The following is a 16,253-nucleotide window of genomic DNA, read 5'->3' as shown; positions in this document are numbered from 1 at the left end:
CGGCTCGCTAGGCACTTCAAATGCGATTAATCAAATCGCCGTTGCGCCAATCGAAAACGCACATTGTCACCCCACCACGGGAATGTCGTCAATCAGGGCGGCGAGCGAACCGTCTTTGAAGGTGTGCGGTCGCACTATTCTATCGGGAAGGGAGATTTTTAGATGGCGCCGTTCAAGCGGCTTCATAGCCCGAACCTTTTGGGCCATTAATAGCAACGACCCCTCGAACAGAAGCTCGTTTCCTTCGTCGTCTTTTTGCGCTGCTGGCATCCGCACCAATGTTGCGGCCTCGGTCCACGGGAAATCCATTTATTGTATTCCTAAAAACGTCCCGCGTTTGGTCATCATACCACATCGGCGCCGCTATGCCATTGATCATACGAAGGATCGGAGACGGCATATTTCGCCGGTGAACACTCAGCACCGTAGCACGCTGCACATCGTGGCGTGCAGTTGACATGGTGCGCTTATCGCCCCGGAGGGCGGGCCTTGTTCATGCCACCCAAAAACCCTCACCGCTGGGTCCCGCAGCCGCTGGTCTCGCCGTGAAAGCTCACTTTACAGATCAAGAAGGACAGAACCGATGAGCGCAGCGCCGTATTGGCCGCGCATGCTCAAGCGGGCGAACGCCGCGAAATACTGCGAGCTCACGCCGCAGCAGTTCGACGCGGAGGTGTTCGCCGGCCGGCTGCCGGGGTCGGTCGCGATGTCGGGCGGGCCGCGTTGGGATCGCGCCGCACTCGACGCGAGCCTCGACGAGATGTCGAGTGGGGCCAACGACTGGCGGAAGGATCAGCCGGGCCTTGCCGCATGACCTGCCTAAATATGTAAAGCGGGTGCGGTCGAAGGGCCGCGAGTACCTGTATTTCGACACCGGCAAGGTGGTCGACGGCAAGCGGCTGATGACGCGCCTGCCGCCGCTCCGGTCAATGGAGTTCGGGGGCAGCTATGCGGCGCTGATGGGCCACCGCAATCGGAAGACGAAGGCGACCCTCGTGACGGTCCCGGTTCTCGTCGACATGTACCAGCGCGGGGCCGCCTACGGTGCCTTAGCGCCGACATCGCGCAAGCTGTACGACATCTATCTTCGCCGCTTAGAGCGCGCGCTGCCGACCGCCCCGGTCAATGGGATCACCCGCGGCGACATGCGGACGGTGCTAGACAAGATGGCTGCGACGCCGGGTGCCGCGAACGCCTTCCTTCGCACAAGCGGCGCGCTGTTCGCCTGGGCTGTCGATCGCGAGCACATCGCGAAGAACCCGTGCGACGGAATTACGATGATGGATGGCGGGGAACACGAGCCTTGGCCGCAGCATGTGCTGCGCGCGGTTCTCGCCGCCGAAGACCCCACGGTGCGCCTGCTGGCGCATCTGCTCTACTACACCGCGCAGCGCCTCGGCGACGTGCTTAGAATGACCTGGTCGGATGTTGCTACCGATCGCGTCGAGGTCCGCCAAGACAAGACGAAAAAGCGGCTAAGCATCCCGGTCCATAGCGCGCTGAGCGCGGAGCTTGCGAAGCACGAGCGGGTTGAGGGGGCGATATGCCGGACGCCGCGCGGCGCGCCGCTGCGGGACGACAACGCCCGCAAGATGCTTAAGGCTTTCTCGGCCGCTGCCGGCGCGCCCAGCGTACCGCACGGCCTGCGCAAGAACGCCGTGATCGCGCTGCTCGAGGCCGGGTGCTCAACCGCCGAGACCGCATCGGTCAGCGGCCAATCGCTGCAGATGGTCGAGCATTACGCCCGACAGCGCAACCAATCGACGCTCGCCGATGCCGCCCTTGCGCGGTGGGAGAGCAAACCGTGAACGTACAAACAGTGGAAAACTGTGCTCGCGACTCACGCAATTCCGCCATCTCGGGTTATCTGTCAATTAACCCGACAAGATCGAGGGCCTCGAGCAAGGCACGATGCGCGGCCTCGATCCGGGCGACGAGTGCCGCGTCGCCGATCGCATTCGCGTCGATCGTCTCGGGCCAATGCTCGGTGACGAGGCCGGCGATACGGTCAAGGATGGCGTGATCAACGAGGAAGCGGGGATCAACCGTCCGGGGATCGGCGACGACCCGCAGGCGCAGGCAGGCGGGGCCGCCGCCATTGGCCATCGATTCGCGGACGTCGACGATCTCGAGTGCGCGGATCGGTCCATTGCCCGCGATATGCTCGCCCAGCCAGCGCCAGACGGGTCCGTTGCCGCGGGCTTCCTCGGGCAGGATCAGCGTCATGCCTGCGGCGCGCGAGACGAGCTGCGCGTTGAACAGATAGGAGCTGACTGCATCTTCGAGGCTGACGCGGGCGCTGGGCACCTCGACGATCTCGACCGAGGGCATCAGCCGTCGCAGATCCTCATAGAAGCGGTCCGCGTCGGCAAAGGCCTGTTCATGCGCGAACAGCACGGTCTCGTTGCCGACGGCGACCACGTCGTTGTGGAACGCGCCCGCCGCGATCGCTTCATCCGACTGGCGCACGAACAGGGTCCGCGCGGGGTCGAGCCCGTGCCGGCGCGCGATCGTCTCGCTGGCCTCGCGGTGCTGGCGCGCGGGGAACGGGCCGCCGGCTACGCCATAGACGAAGATCTCGACGCCCGGTGCGCCGTGGGCTTCGCACAGTCGCATGTGGTTGGCCGCGCCCTCGTCGCCGAACGGCAGCGGGACGGGCGGGTGCACCGCAAAGGCCGGGTCGGCGAAGGCGATACGCAGCTGTGCGAGTGTTGCTGGCCATTCGTGGCTGCGGTGCGGCATCGTGCCGAGGTTCGCGACGCTCAGGTGGCAGCGCCCGTCCGCGGTATCAGGGGCGGGCGATACGGTCGCGGCATTGGCCGCCCACATCGCCGAGGCCGACATCGCCTGCGCCTGCAGATGCCGGGGTGCGTCCGCATACCGGGTCGCGAGCGAATCGAGCCAGCGATGGTCGGGGCGGGGGTGAGGAACGAGAATGCCCTGCACCAGCCCGAGGTCGAGGTTCGCGCGCATCTTAGCGATCCCCTGCAGCGCAGCGGCGCGGGGCCGTGCGACAGCACCCGCATTGCGGGTCGCGGCCAGGTTGCCGGGGCTCAGTCCTGCGTAATTGTGACTGGGACCGATCAGGCCGTCGAAGTTGATCTCGACCAGGTTGGCGCCGCGCATCAGAGGCGCGCCACATGGAGGACGGATGCGCCTTCGCTGACGTCCAGCGCCGCTGCGCAGCCTCGCGAGAGGGCGATGCCATCGGCCACCGGGCGGATATCGCCGAACGCACACCGGAAATCCGCCAGCGTACCCGTCGCGACCAGCGCTTCGGTCGTGACGTCGCTGGCGGGCAGGGTGTCCGCGATCGTCACGACCTGGGCCGTGCGCGCATCCGCGATCGACCGGACCTTGTCGGTGCGCGCGGTCATCGTCGGCCCGCCGTCGAAGATGTCGACATAATTCTCGAATGCGAACCCCTCATTCTCGAGCATCCGCATCGCCGCCCGGCCGGAGGGGTGTGGCAAGCCGATCGCGGCACGCGCGGTCTCGGACAGCATCGCGGTGTAGATCGGATGCTTCGGCATCAGATCGGCGATGAACTGATGCCCGTTGATCGCATTGAACTGATCGGCGTCCTGGAAATTCATCCCGAAGAACCGCCCCGCCAGACCGTCCCAGAACGGCGAACCACCCGCCTCGTCGATGATCCCGCGAAGCTCGGCCAGGATCCGGTCGGCGAATCGGGCGCGATGCGCCTTGATGAAGAGATAGCGGCTGCGCGCGAGCAGCAGGCCCAGCCCGCCGGCCCGCTCGCCCGGATGCAGAAACAGCCCGCCGACCTCGCTCGACCCCTCGAGATCGGTGGCGAGGCTCAGCATGTCGGCGCGGAAGGTTCGCGAGAGCTCGCGGCTGTGCTGCGTCAGCGTGCCGATCCGGTAGCTGTAGAAGGGCCAGCTCTGACCGACATGCGTGAACAGCTGACACGTGCCGCGGACCTCCCCCGTCTCGCAATTCTCGAGGACAAGGACGAACAGTTCGTCGCTGACCACGCCGTCTTCGGCGGGCGCGGTCGTTGCGAAAGCGGCGTGGCTGCGTTCGAGCTTGGCGCGCAGCGCGCGGCGATCGGGGGGCAGGTTGGTAAAGCCCCCACCGGTCAGCTTGGCCATCTCGTACAAGGGCTGGAGGTCGCTATCGACCGCCGCGCGGATCCGGAAACTCACAGATGCGTCCTCATAAGCCGTTCTCGCAGATTCGCAGGATGGTGACCGCGGACAGCGCCGCCCGCTCGGTCAGACTCTCGGGGATCATGAATTCGTCCGGCGAATGGATCGCGCCGCCGCGGACTCCCATGGTGTCGACGACCGGCACGCCCGCGGCCGCGATGTTGTTGCCGTCGCACACGCCCCCGGTCGCTTTCCAGGCGATGTCCAGGCCCAGGTCCGCGCCGCTCGCCTTGACCAGCGCGAACAATTGCGCGGCCCCCGTATCGATCGGCTTGGGCGGACGATTGAAGCCGCCATGGACCGCAATCTGGACGTCATGCTCGGCCGCCACCGTCGCGACGACGGCGTCGATATGCGCGCGGGCCTGGGTGATGTCCTCGCGCGTCGCCGGGCGGAAGTTGATGCGAAGAACGGCGACGTCGGGAACGACGTTGTTGGGTCCGCCGCCATCGATCCTTGCGGGATTGACGGACAGCCCGGACCTGCGGACCTTTGACAGCCGGACCGCGATATCGGCGGCCGCAACCAGCGCGTTGCGGCCCTCCTCGGGATTGCGGCCGGCGTGTGCGCTCCGGCCGCGGACGGTGATCGAGAAATTGCCCGTGCCACCGCGTGCGCCGGCCAGCGTGCCGTCGGCAAGCGCCGGTTCGTAGGTCAGCGCTGCGATCTTTCCCTGCGCCGCGCGTGCGAGAAGAGCGGCGGACGAGAAGGAGCCGGTTTCCTCGTCCGAGTTGATCACCACGTCATACCCGATCCGCCGACCCAGCGGGCTGGCCTCGATCGTCTTGAGCGCGGCCAGCATCACCGCAAGCCCGCCCTTCATGTCGGCGACCCCGGGTCCGTTGATCGTGCCATCCGGCAGATGCCGCAACGTCTGGAACATGTGGTCGCGCGGATAGACCGTGTCCATGTGACCGGTGAACAGCATCCGCATCGCGGCATCCGGGCGAACGCGAAGATGGAGATGCCGGCCGTGGTCCAGCGGGTTTACGGTGCCATCGGTCGCGACGCTATCGGCCGGTTCGGGCTCGACGAGTGTGATATCGCCGGGAAGACACGAAAACGCGTCGCCGAGCAGGCCCGCCATCGTCGCCAGCCCCTCAAGGTTGCGCGTGCCGCTGTTGACCGCGGTCCAGCGCTCCACCTGCTGCAGCATCGCGGCCGCATCAAGCCTGGCGACCGCGCCTGTTTCGTCGTGCGAAAGTCCTCTCATCCCCCGACACTAGCCTCGCGCGGCGCGGGGGGGAACCGTCAGAAGCTGTAAACCAGCGCGGCGCGGCTGGTCGTGTCGGTCGTCATCGATCCCGCCGGTGGTTCGCTTTCATATTGAACGGCATAGGACAGCGAAGCCGAGAGCGGACCGATCAGTTTCGCGGTCAGTGAGGTGGTTCCACCGAGCGTGCTGTTGAACCGCTGGACATAGGCAGACGCAACCTGGGTAACCGACAGGCCGTTGGTGATCCGCCAGCTGAAATTTAGCGTCCCGCGTCCGGCGATCGCGCTCTGGTTCGTGTTGTCCGTGAAGTCGGTGTTCCGATATGCCGGCCCCAATTCGAGATCGAGCTTGGTCCTCGCCGATTTCAGCACGCTGTACCCGCCGCCGACCGAGACCGAATAGCGGTTGTTATAGCCGAGGAACCGATCCCCTTCATACTGCGCCGCGCCATAGATATAGGCGCGGTCGTCGATCTTGTAGTTGGGTTCGTAGGAGGCGAGATAATGCTCTCGCACGGCGACATTCTGGTTTTCCTGGTAGTCCGCCTGGGCGTGGAATTTCTGCCGCCACCGCAGGCCCTCGCGGGTCAGGTCGACGACCGCCGTACCGCCGGCCGTGTCGGAATTGCCAGTGGTGAGATAGCCGCCGACTTCCGCCCGGCCACTCCAGAGGTCGAGGAAGCTCGCCTGACGGATGACCTGTGTGCGTTGGGCGGCGCGATCGGCCTTCCATTTTTCCGCGATTGCCAGAACCGCGTCGCCGCTGAGCGGGTCGGCCGCGCGCGCATATTTGACGATCGTCGAGACATCGCTCTCATTACCCGCATCGAGTGCGGCATCGAGCATCGCCCGGATATTTTCCGGAATCATCACGGTCTGGGCGATGGCGGGCGCGGGGGCCAATGCCGTCACCAGGAGGCCGGCGAGAAGCGGGAGACGGAAACAGCGCATAATCGGGTCAAAATCGCGACAGGAGGAGGGGCTGGATCGGCACACAGGGTTCCGTAGCGTCACCACGCCGCGTTGGGAACGGTTCAGCGCGGCCCGCTTGCGCCGAGATGTGGCGCGAAGGCGGCAAGTACCTCCTTGTAGAGGTGCTTCTTGAACGGGACGATCACTGCCGGGAGCTCGGCGGGGTCGATCCAGCGCCAGGCATCGAATTCCGCATGCTCGGTGTCGATCGCGATATCCCCGTCACCGCCGTGGAAGCGGTAGAGGAACCAGCGCTGCCGCTGGCCGCGCCACCGGCCCTTCCAGACCTTGCCGAGAAGTTCGGGGGGAAGATCGTAGACGAACTCGCCCGGTGCCTGCGCGATCAGCGTGACCTTGTCGGGCGAGACGCCGGTTTCTTCGCCCAGTTCGCGAAGGGCCGCGGTCTCCGGGTCCTCGCCGGGGTCGATCCCGCCCTGCGGCATCTGCCAGGCGTCGAGCGTCGAGTCGCTGCGGCGGCCCACGAACACCCGGCCCGCTCCGTTGATCAGCATGATGCCCGCGCAGGGACGATAGGGCAGAGTGGTCGGATCGGTCATCCCTGCCCATTCGAGTGTTTCCTGACCGTCCGCAAGCCCGAAGACGGTCGAGCGGCGGCACGCGATCATGCATCCTCCGAAAGGACTCCGCGTTGAGCGAAGGACATGGTGGTGGCGTATGATAGGAGCAGGGGGATGAGGCGGACCTTGGTGAAGTGGCGGCGTTTGTCCGCACCGTCGACGATCGGCGCGGATCAATCGTGCGGTCGGTCGCGATGATCCATGTCGTCCACCATCCCGATTATGTGACCCCGGCGCCCGCCCGGTCGACCTATCGCTGGAACAAGAATGGGCTCATCCGCGATCTGCTGCGCGCGCATGGCAGCGCGGTGGCCTGGCACGAGCCGCGCGCGACGCCGCGCGAATGGCTCGAGGCGGTCCATGAGCCGGGCTATGTCGCCGAGGTTCTTGAAGCCCGCGTGCCGCCCTTGAAAGAACGCAGGATCGGTTTTCCGGTCAGCGCCGCCGTTGCCCGCCGCGCCGCGATCGTTCCTGACGGCACCTGGGTCGCAGCAGTCCTTGCCTTGCGCCACGGCTTTGCCGCCAACACCGCGGGCGGCAGTCATCATGCGCTTGCCGATACGGGCGCGGGCTATTGCGTGTTCAACGATCTCGCCGTCGCTGCGGTCCGCCTAGTCGAGGAGGGCAGCGTCGAGCGGGTCTTGGTGGTTGATTGCGACGTCCATCAGGGCGATGGCACCGCCGCCCTGCTCGCGGGCCGGCCGGGGATCGCCACCTATTCGATCCATGCGGACAAGAACTTTCCGGTTCGAAAAGCGCAGTCGACGCTCGACGTACCGCTGCCTGACGGCGTCGACGATGACCAGTATCTGGCGACGCTGGAAGAGACGCTGGTCCCGCTGCTCAACTCCTTCGGCGCCGACCTGATCCTCTATCAGGCGGGTGTGGATCCCTTTGCAGGAGACCGGCTCGGCCGGCTGTCGCTGACGCTCGACGGACTGGTACGACGCGAACGCCTGATCGCGCGGCTGGCGATCGAGCGCGGCATCCCGCTCGCGAGCACCGTCGGCGGCGGCTATGGCGACGATGCGCTCGCCATTGCCGAGCGCCATGTCACTGCGATCATGACACTTGGTGCGGCATTCGAGGATGCCAAGGGAACCGCAACGGCCTCCAAAGTGTAGCAGCAGGCGATGACAACACCCGTACTTCTCTGGCTTCGCCAGGACCTTCGCCTGCATGATCACCCGGCGCTCGTCGCCGCTACGCAGGAAGGGCCGGTGATCCCCGTCTATATCCTCGATGACGACGCGCCCGGCGACTGGGCGATCGGCGGTGCCCAGCGCTGGTGGCTCCATCACAGCCTCGAGGCGTTCGCCAAGTCGCTCGACAAGAAGGGCTCCCGCCTCGTTCTGCGGCGCGGCGATGCGGTCTCGGCGCTCCGGTCGCTGATGACGGAAACGGGCGCGGAGCGCGTGTTCGCGACGCGCCAGTACGAGCCGTGGTGGCGCAAGGCCGAGGATGCGCTCGGCGACGCAATCTGCCTCCACGACGGCAACCAGCTGGCCCGGGTCGAGAGCGTGACGACCGGAGCAGGCGGGCAGTTCCGCGTCTATTCGTCGTTCTGGAAAGCACTGTCGCAGATGATGCCGCCGCCGGAACCGGTGGCGATGCCGCGCAAGATCGACGCGCCGGCGACGTGGCCGGAATCGGACACACTGAAGAGCTGGAAGCTGTTGCCGACCAAACCCGACTGGTCGGGTGGCTTCTCCGACTGGCGCCCCGGGGAGGATGCAGCGCGGAAGGCGGTGGCGCGGTTCGCGGACGTCGCCGACGATTACGACCACGACCGCAACATCCCCTCGACCGAAGGGACGTCCCGGCTGTCGCCGCATCTTCATTTCGGCGAGATCAGTCCCCGCCAGGTCTGGCATGCCGTGTCAGGGCATGGCGACGACGTCACGACGTTCCGCAAGGAGGTGGCGTGGCGGGATTTCACGCAAGGCGTGGTGCTGGCGCTCCCCGATTACGGCCGCCGCAACGGAAGGCCGGCGTTCAATGCGCTGCCATGGCGCACCGGCAAGGCGGCGGCGTCCGATTTGAAGGCGTGGCAGACCGGTCGGACGGGCTATCCGATCGTCGATGCAGGGATGCGACAGCTCTGGGCGACGGGCTGGATGCACAATCGCGTCCGGATGATCACCGCGAGCTTCCTCGTCAAACATCTGCTGCTCGACTGGCGTGAGGGCGAACGCTGGTTCTGGGACTGCCTGGTCGATGCCGACTACGGCAACAATTCGGTCAACTGGCAATGGGTCGCGGGCACGGGGGTCGATTCGAACATGTTCGGCCGGATCATGGCACCGCTGTCGCAATCGGAAAAATTCGATGCGGGCGACTATATCCGACAATGGGTGCCGGAACTCGCCAAGGTTACGGGCGACGCGATCCACGACCCGGACGAGTCCGGGTGTCGGCCGCGCGACTATCCGGCCAAGATCATCGGTCACCGCGAGGCACGCGAGCGCGCACTCGAGGCGGGGCGGCACGCGCGCTGACGCCTTTTGGCACGCGCCTCTTTCCTAGGTGGCGACGCTGTTGCATGGAGCGCCGCGATGACCGCCGCCCACGCCTTTGACAATGCCGCTACAGGGCGCGCAACCAGTGCAGCACGCCTGACCGCGCCGATATTCCACCGCCTGCTCGACCGGATCGATGCAGGGCTCGAGAGCGGCGGTATTGAGGCAAGCTTGCCCGACGGCACCCGCCGTTTGCTGGGAGGGCGTGCACCCGGGCCGATGCCGATCGTTACCGTCCATCGCTGGCGGGCATTGGTAAGGCTGGCAACGGCCGGATCGGTCGGCTGGTATGAAGGTTGGACCGCGGGCGACTGGTCCAGTCCGGATCCGGTCCCGCTCTTCGACCTGTTCATGCGCAACCGGACATCGCTCGGGAGGACGGCGCGATCTGGCGGGGTTGCGCGACTCTCGGCTCGCGCGTGGCACTGGATGCGACGCAACCACCGCACGGGATCACGGCGCAACATCGCCGCGCACTATGATCTCGGCAACGACTTCTACGAGACGTGGCTCGATCCCAGCCTGACCTATTCGAGCGCGCTGTTCGCCGAGCCGATCAGCGAGGCCGAACCGCTCGAGCATGCCCAGACGACGAAGCTCCAGGCGATTCTGGACAGGACGGGTACGCAGCCCGGCGATCGCATTCTCGAGATCGGCTGCGGCTGGGGGTCCTTCGCGGCCCTCGCCGCGCAGTCCGGTGTCGACGTGCACGGTCTCACCCTGTCGACCGAGCAGAAGCGACAGGTCGACGCGCGGATGGCCGAGGCGGGGCTGACCGGGGTGACCGTCTCGCTGACCGATTACCGCGACGTCGTCGGCACTTATGACGCGGTGGCCAGTATCGAAATGGTCGAGGCGGTGGGCGAGGCCTATTGGCCGGCCTATCTCGACGCGGTCGCGCGGGCGCTGAAACCCGGCGGCCGCGCCGCGCTTCAATATATCACGATCGACGATGCAATCTTCGGAGCCTATTCGACGAGCGTCGACTTCATCCAGCGCTACGTGTTTCCCGGCGGCATGCTGCTGTCCGAGCCGCGGTTCCGCGCTCTGGCGGAGGCGCGCGGGTTGACGTGGGAGGATCAACGCAGCTTCGGGCTGCACTATGCAGAGACATGCCGGCGTTGGCGGGTCGCGTTCGACGCCGCCGTCGCGCAAGGGCGTCTGCCGGCAAGGCTTGACGCGAAGTTCGTCGCGTTGTGGCGCTATTATCTGATGTATTGCGAGGGCGGGTTCCGCGGTGGCGGTATCGACGTCGCACAGGTGACGCTGGTGAAGCGACGCTAATCGTCCGCCCCGCAAGGGAAGGATTTAGGCGACGCGCTCGAAATGGCCGGGTTCGAACCCGTCGACAGCCAGCGCGACGATGCGGTCGGCGACGACCTGCGGATCCTTGACCGAGTTCGGATCCTCGCCCGGATAGGCACGCGCGCGCATCTTGGTGCGGGTCGCGCCGGGATCGACGATCGCGGTGCGGATGCCGCTGATCTCGGCCATCTCGTCCCCGTAAGCGCCGAGCAGCGTCTCGAACGCCGCCTTCGAGGCACCGTAGAGCCCCCAATAAGCGCGCGGCTTGCGGCCGACGCTCGACGTGACACCGATCACGCGCGCCGACTTCGCCTTTTTCAGCATCGGATCGAACGCGGCGATCATCGCCGCCTGCGCGCTGACGTTGAGCGTGAGGACCTGCGCCATTTCCTTCGGATCGATCGCCGGGACCGACGACAGCGATCCCAGCATGCCCGCATTCAGCACGAGGATGTCGAGCGCATCCCAGCGATCCCCGATCGCACTTGCGAGCCGGCCGATCGCCTCGCTCTCGGCGAGGTCAAGCGGCGCAATCGTCGCGGAGCCGCCGGCGTCATGGATCGCCGTCTCGACCTCTTCGAGGCCGCCCGGCGTGCGCGCGGTCAGAACCACATGCGCGCCCTTTGCAGCGAGCGCGATCGCGGTGGCGGCGCCGATGCCGCGGCTTGCACCGGTGACCAGCGCAAGCCGGCCTTCGAGAGGCTTGTCGGTCATTCTAGCTCCAGGACTTGTCAGATAACGCGTTCGGCGAGCATCGCGAACTGATCGACTTCGGCGCCCTCGTCATGATCGGTCAGCGTGGTCGGGTAATCGCCGGTGAAGCAGGCGTCGCAATATTTCGGTCGGATATCCGCGCGCTTGGCCTCACCGAGCGCCTTGTACAGCCCGTCGATCGAGATGAAGTTGAGGCTGTCGGCGTGGATGAAGCCCGTCATGCCGCCCAGATCGAGCTTGGCCGCGAGCAGCTTGGCGCGCTCCGGCGTGTCGACGCCGTAGAAGCAGGAGTGACGGGTCGGCGGGCTGGCGATGCGCATATGGACTTCGGCCGCGCCCGCCTCGCGCATCATCTGCACGATCTTGAGCGAGGTCGTGCCGCGGACGATCGAATCATCGACGAGGATGACGCGCTTGCCCTTGATCAGCGCGCGGTTGGCGTTGTGCTTCAGCTTCACACCGAGATGGCGGACCTTGTCGCCCGGCGAGATGAAGGTGCGACCGACATAATGCGAGCGGATGATCCCGAGCTCGAACGGAATCCCCGACTGCTGGGCATAGCCGATCGCCGCGGGTGTGCCCGAATCGGGGACCGGGATGACGAGATCGGCATCGACCGGCGATTCGATCGCGAGCTGAGCCCCGATCGCTTTCCGCACCGAATAGACCGAATGATCATCAACGATCGAATCGGGGCGCGAGAAATAGACCCATTCGAAGATGCACGGCCGCGCCGCCATCGGCGCGAACGGGCGGATCGAGCGGATCTCGGATCCCTGGACGATCACGAGCTCACCCGGCTCGACCGCGCGGACGAAGGTTGCGCCAACGACGTCGAGCGCGACCGTCTCGGACGCAAAGATCACCGCGTCGCCAAGCTTGCCCATGACCAGCGGCCTGATGCCCAGCGGATCGCGGCAGGCGATCATGCCCTCGGGCGTCATCACGATGAGCGAATAGGCACCCTCGACCTGCTTCAACGCATCGATGAAGCGATCGAGCAGCGTGCGATAGTTCGACGTCGCGACGAGATGGATGATCGTCTCGGTATCGCTGGTCGACTGGAAAATCGAACCGCGACGGACGAGTTCACGACGCAGCCGCATCGCGTTCGAGATATTGCCGTTATGCGCGATCGCGAAACCGCCCGTCGACAACTCGGCGTACAGCGGCTGGACGTTGCGGAGCGCGGTCTCGCCCGTCGTCGAATAGCGGACATGCCCACAGGCGACCGTGCCCGGCAGTGCGCGAATCACGTCGTCGCGATCGAAGTTCCCGGCGACATGCCCCATCGCGCGGTGCGTATGGAAATGCGCCCCATCGAACGTCGTTATGCCGGCGGCTTCCTGCCCGCGATGCTGCAGCGCATGGAGGCCCAGGGCGACGAGCGCCGCCGCGCCGTCGGTGGCCGAGACGCCAAACACCCCGCATTCTTCACGGAGTTTGTCGTCATCATAAGGGTTTGTGGTCAGCATGCCGGGTCTCACGTCGTGCGGAGCATGCCCTATAGTCGCGGTTCACGCGTTTGTCGCCTCCTTGTAATAACATTGCGCAATGGGTTTGATCTCTCGCGTCGCTTCGCGCCCGCTTTCTGGTATGTCCCCGAGCATGACACACAGCCGCGACACGGGCCTGACGCTCGATCCGAAGTTCGACTCCTCCGGCCTGCTGACGGCGGTCGTCACCGACCGCGTGTCGGGCGATGTCTTGATGGTGGCGCACATGAATGCCGACGCGCTGGCGCAAACCCAAGCGACCGGCGAAGCGCATTTCTGGTCGCGGAGCCGGCAGGCCTTGTGGCGCAAGGGGGAGACGTCGGGCAATGTGCTGCGCGTCGCCGAACTCCGGATCGACTGTGACCAGGACGCGATATGGGTTATCGCCGATGCTGCGGGTCCGGCCTGTCACACCGGCGAACGTACCTGTTTTTTCCGGCGTATAGAGGGTGGTGGCCTGGTGACCGCCGAATGAGCCACTGGCGTGGCGGGCTTATGCTCCTGCTGTCGCTGCTGGCCGGATGCGACGGTGCGTCGACGAGCATCACCAATACCGAAAGCACGCCCGGTTCGCGGCTCGAGGCGGCGGCGCGGAGCGCGGGTATCGTTGGTGATCCCGGTGCCGCGCTTCAGGGCTCTTGGGCGCGCGATACCGACCGGATCTGCATCATCGGGACCGAGCGAGTCAGCCGGATCGGCGTCAGCGTCGATTATGGCGAAGCTCAGAGCTGCGCTGCATCGGGGACAGTCGAGCGCTCCGGCGAGCGGCTGAAGATGACGTTCGGCAAATGCGCATTCGATGCGCGGTCCGACGGGGATCGCATCACGTTCCCCGCCGACATGCCCGAAGCGTGCGAAGCGCTGTGTGCGGGACGTGCCTCGCTTGCCGCGGTGACGGTCGATCGGTTGAGCGAGTCGCGGTCCGAGGCGGCCACGCTGCGCTCGAAGGCGGGCAAATTTCTCTGCCGAGATTGACGTTGACGTAAACGAGAGCTAAATGTTTCGGCATGGCGACCAGAGCATCCCCGGCAGAACGGGCATCTCCCGAATCCTATGCGGTGATTGAACCGCGGCATGATCGCGACCATTTCACGATATCGGATCTGTCGAGCGAGTTTGACGTGACCGCGCGCGCGCTTCGCTTCTACGAAGACGAAGGGCTGATCGCACCCGAGCGACGGGGCACCCAGCGTATCTACTCGCACCGTGACCGTGCACGGCTCGCATGGATCCTGCGCGGCAAGCGTGTGGGCTTCAGTCTGGGCGAGATCCGCGAGATGATCGACCTCTACGACGTCGGCGACGGGCGTCGTGCGCAGCGTCAGGTCGTGATCGAACGCAGCCAGTCGCGGATCGCGCTGCTGACCGCGCAGAAGCGGGATATCGACGCCGCCATCGATGAGCTTACCAATTTCGTGGCCCTTCTCGAAGTCGGCCGCGCCAACGACCAGCAAGGATAGACCATGCCCCAATATACGCCCCCCGTCCGCGACACGCGCTTCGTCCTCGAACAGGTCGTTGGCCTCGACCGCTACAGCAACCTGCCGGGCTTCGACGCGGCGTCCCCCGACGTCGTCGATGCGGTGCTGGAAGAGGGCGGCAAGTTCGTCGCCGAAGTGCTGTTCCCGCTCAACCTGTCGGGCGATCAGCAGGGCTGCACCCGCCACGAGGACGGATCGGTCACGACGCCCGACGGCTTCAAGGAGGCGTACAAGCAATATGTCGAGAGCGGCTGGGCGACGCTTGGCAACCAGCCCGAATATGGCGGGCAGGGGATGCCGCACGTCGTCTCGACCGCGTTCCAGGAATACATGATCTCGTCGAACATGGCGTTCGCGATGTATCCCGGCCTGACGCATGGCGCGATCGCCGCGCTGGTCGCCAAGGGATCGGACGCGCAGAAGGCGATGTACGTGCCGAAGATGGTGTCGGGCGAATGGGGGGGGACGATGAACCTGACCGAGCCGCAGTGCGGCACCGATCTGGGCCTGATCCGTACCAAGGCGGAGCCGCAGGCGGACGGATCCTATGCGATCACCGGTACGAAGATCTTCATTTCGAGCGGCGAGCATGACCTGACCGAGAACATCATCCACCTCGTCCTTGCCAAGACGCCGGGCGCACCCGACAGCTCGAAGGGCATCTCGCTGTTCGTGGTGCCGAAGTTCCTCGTCAACGAAGACGGGTCGCTCGGCGATCGCAATGGCGTCACCTGCGGGTCGATCGAGCACAAGATGGGGATCCACGCCAACTCGACCTGCGTGATGAACTATGACTCGGCGACCGGCTGGCTCGTCGGCGAGGAGATGAAGGGCCTCGCCGCGATGTTCATCATGATGAACGCGGCGCGTTTGGGCGTCGGCCTTCAGGGGCTGGGCGTGGCCGAGGTCGCGTATCAGAATGCGGTGCAATATGCGCAGGACCGTCGCCAGGGACGCGCGCTGACCGGGCCGAAGGAGCCGCAGGAAAAGGCGGATTCGCTGTTCGTCCATCCCGACGTGCGCCGCATGCTGATGGAGGGCAAGGCGATGACCGAGGGGTTGCGCGCGCTGATCCTGTGGACCGCGCTGCAGGGCGATCTCGAGCATAACGCCGCGACCGAGGAAGAGCGTCAGCTGGCGGGCGACATGATCAGCCTGCTGACCCCGGTCATCAAGGGCTATGGCACCGACAAGGGCTATGAGATCGCCACCAACGCGCAGCAGGTCTATGGCGGTCATGGCTACATCGCAGAATGGGGCATGGAGCAATATGTGCGCGATGCGCGGATCGCGATGATCTACGAAGGCACCAACGGCGTGCAGGCGATGGATCTGGTCGGTCGCAAGCTGGCGCAGAACGGCGGTCGCGGGATCCAGGCGTTCTTCAAGCTGGTCGCGGACGACGTTGCGGCGGCCAAGAGCGATCCGGCGACGGCGGCATTTGCCGAGGCGCTGGAAAAGGCGAACGGCCAGCTTCAGGCGGCGACAATGTGGTTCATGGCGAACGGCATGAAGAACCCTGAGAATGTCGGCGCCGGTGCGGTCAGCTACATGCATCTGATGGGGATCGTCGCGGTCGGCGCGATGTGGCTGCGGATGGCGGTTGCCGCCACCAAGCTGAAGGCGGCCGGTGAGGGCGAGGCGGCGTTCCTCGACGCCAAGCTGATCACCGCGCGTTTCTATGCCGAGCGGATCCTGCCCGACGCGGGCGCGCTGCGTCGCAAGATCGAGGGTGGCGCGGAGTCGCTGATGGCGTTGCCGCCGGAGATGTTCATGGCGGCGTGATCGCCATCTTCACGGC

At 65.8% G+C, this 16,253-nt stretch carries 17 protein-coding genes; 9 read left to right on the top strand and 8 right to left on the bottom strand.

Annotated features, from left to right (window positions below; genetic code table 11):
- Positions 1-66: 66 nt before the first annotated feature.
- Positions 67-309: a hypothetical protein gene (locus J3A66_RS02175; RefSeq protein WP_183937573.1), complete on the bottom strand. Its 243-nt coding sequence runs from the start codon at positions 307-309 to the stop codon at positions 67-69.
- A 274-nt stretch (positions 310-583) separates the two neighbouring features.
- Here J3A66_RS02175 and J3A66_RS02170 point away from each other — a divergent pair, with 274 nt between their 5' ends.
- Positions 584-814, top strand: coding sequence for a hypothetical protein (locus tag J3A66_RS02170; RefSeq protein WP_037527986.1), 231 nt, complete (start codon positions 584-586; stop codon positions 812-814).
- The gene (locus J3A66_RS02165) at positions 804-1,808 is read left to right on the top strand and encodes a tyrosine-type recombinase/integrase (protein ID WP_192097179.1); all 1,005 of its coding nucleotides are present in this window, start codon (positions 804-806) and stop codon (positions 1,806-1,808) included. The genes J3A66_RS02170 and J3A66_RS02165 overlap by 11 nt, the downstream gene beginning before the upstream one ends.
- 55 nt (positions 1,809-1,863) lie before the next feature.
- Here J3A66_RS02165 and J3A66_RS02160 read toward each other — a convergent pair whose 3' ends face one another.
- The 5 genes from J3A66_RS02160 to J3A66_RS02140 form a co-directional block, all read right to left on the bottom strand.
- Positions 1,864-3,126, bottom strand: coding sequence for an N-succinylarginine dihydrolase (locus J3A66_RS02160; RefSeq protein ID WP_209566772.1), 1,263 nt, complete (start codon positions 3,124-3,126; stop codon positions 1,864-1,866).
- Positions 3,126-4,169: an arginine N-succinyltransferase gene (locus J3A66_RS02155; RefSeq protein WP_209566770.1), complete on the bottom strand. Its 1,044-nt coding sequence runs from the start codon at positions 4,167-4,169 to the stop codon at positions 3,126-3,128. Before J3A66_RS02155 ends, J3A66_RS02160 begins: the two co-directional genes overlap by 1 nt.
- A 10-nt stretch (positions 4,170-4,179) precedes the next feature.
- Positions 4,180-5,385: a hydrolase gene (locus J3A66_RS02150; protein WP_209566769.1), complete on the bottom strand. Its 1,206-nt coding sequence runs from the start codon at positions 5,383-5,385 to the stop codon at positions 4,180-4,182.
- Between the two features lie 38 nt (positions 5,386-5,423).
- Positions 5,424-6,299, bottom strand: a complete 876-nt coding sequence (locus tag J3A66_RS02145; RefSeq protein WP_342366300.1) for a DUF481 domain-containing protein — start codon at positions 6,297-6,299, stop codon at positions 5,424-5,426.
- A 122-nt stretch (positions 6,300-6,421) separates the two neighbouring features.
- Positions 6,422-6,916, bottom strand: a complete 495-nt coding sequence (locus J3A66_RS02140) for an RNA pyrophosphohydrolase (protein ID WP_209570346.1) — start codon at positions 6,914-6,916, stop codon at positions 6,422-6,424.
- Positions 6,917-7,131: 215 nt separating this feature from the next.
- Between J3A66_RS02140 and J3A66_RS02135 the strand changes: the two genes are divergently transcribed.
- The 3 genes from J3A66_RS02135 to J3A66_RS02125 are packed head-to-tail and all read left to right on the top strand — an operon-like array spanning position 7,132 to position 10,740.
- Positions 7,132-8,061, top strand: coding sequence for a histone deacetylase (locus tag J3A66_RS02135; protein ID WP_166747530.1), 930 nt, complete (start codon positions 7,132-7,134; stop codon positions 8,059-8,061).
- A gap of 9 nt (positions 8,062-8,070) precedes the next feature.
- A complete protein-coding gene (locus J3A66_RS02130) occupies positions 8,071-9,435 on the top strand; it encodes a deoxyribodipyrimidine photo-lyase (RefSeq protein WP_209566766.1) in 1,365 nt (454 codons plus the stop codon).
- A 57-nt stretch (positions 9,436-9,492) separates the two neighbouring features.
- Positions 9,493-10,740 carry a cyclopropane-fatty-acyl-phospholipid synthase family protein gene (locus tag J3A66_RS02125; RefSeq protein ID WP_166747448.1) on the top strand — a complete coding sequence of 416 codons (1,248 nt, stop codon included), beginning with the start codon at positions 9,493-9,495 and terminating at the stop codon, positions 10,738-10,740.
- 24 nt (positions 10,741-10,764) lie between these two features.
- Here J3A66_RS02125 and J3A66_RS02120 read toward each other — a convergent pair whose 3' ends face one another.
- Complete coding sequence (locus J3A66_RS02120) at positions 10,765-11,475, bottom strand: SDR family NAD(P)-dependent oxidoreductase (protein WP_056675647.1); 711 nt, start codon at positions 11,473-11,475, stop codon at positions 10,765-10,767.
- A gap of 17 nt (positions 11,476-11,492) precedes the next feature.
- Positions 11,493-12,950: an amidophosphoribosyltransferase gene (gene purF, locus J3A66_RS02115; protein WP_037527979.1), complete on the bottom strand. Its 1,458-nt coding sequence runs from the start codon at positions 12,948-12,950 to the stop codon at positions 11,493-11,495.
- Between the two features lie 133 nt (positions 12,951-13,083).
- Here purF and hisI point away from each other — a divergent pair, with 133 nt between their 5' ends.
- The 4 genes from hisI to J3A66_RS02095 are packed head-to-tail and all read left to right on the top strand — an operon-like array spanning position 13,084 to position 16,237.
- Complete coding sequence (hisI, locus tag J3A66_RS02110) at positions 13,084-13,446, top strand: phosphoribosyl-AMP cyclohydrolase (RefSeq protein WP_209566765.1); 363 nt, start codon at positions 13,084-13,086, stop codon at positions 13,444-13,446.
- Entirely contained in the window at positions 13,443-13,946 is a 504-nt protein-coding gene (locus J3A66_RS02105) for a hypothetical protein (protein WP_245336666.1), read from the top strand. The genes hisI and J3A66_RS02105 overlap by 4 nt, the downstream gene beginning before the upstream one ends.
- 32 nt (positions 13,947-13,978) lie before the next feature.
- Positions 13,979-14,431 carry a MerR family DNA-binding transcriptional regulator gene (locus tag J3A66_RS02100; RefSeq protein WP_031396539.1) on the top strand — a complete coding sequence of 151 codons (453 nt, stop codon included), beginning with the start codon at positions 13,979-13,981 and terminating at the stop codon, positions 14,429-14,431.
- A gap of 3 nt (positions 14,432-14,434) precedes the next feature.
- Entirely contained in the window at positions 14,435-16,237 is a 1,803-nt protein-coding gene (locus J3A66_RS02095) for an acyl-CoA dehydrogenase C-terminal domain-containing protein (protein ID WP_031441213.1), read from the top strand.
- The last annotated feature ends 16 nt before the right edge of the window (positions 16,238-16,253 follow it).

This window comes from Sphingomonas sp. PvP018, from assembly GCF_017876865.1.
Taxonomy (GTDB): domain Bacteria; phylum Pseudomonadota; class Alphaproteobacteria; order Sphingomonadales; family Sphingomonadaceae; genus Sphingomonas; species Sphingomonas aerolata.
Note: the sequence above shows the minus strand (reverse complement) of the source record. Positions and strands in the feature narration are given on the sequence as shown.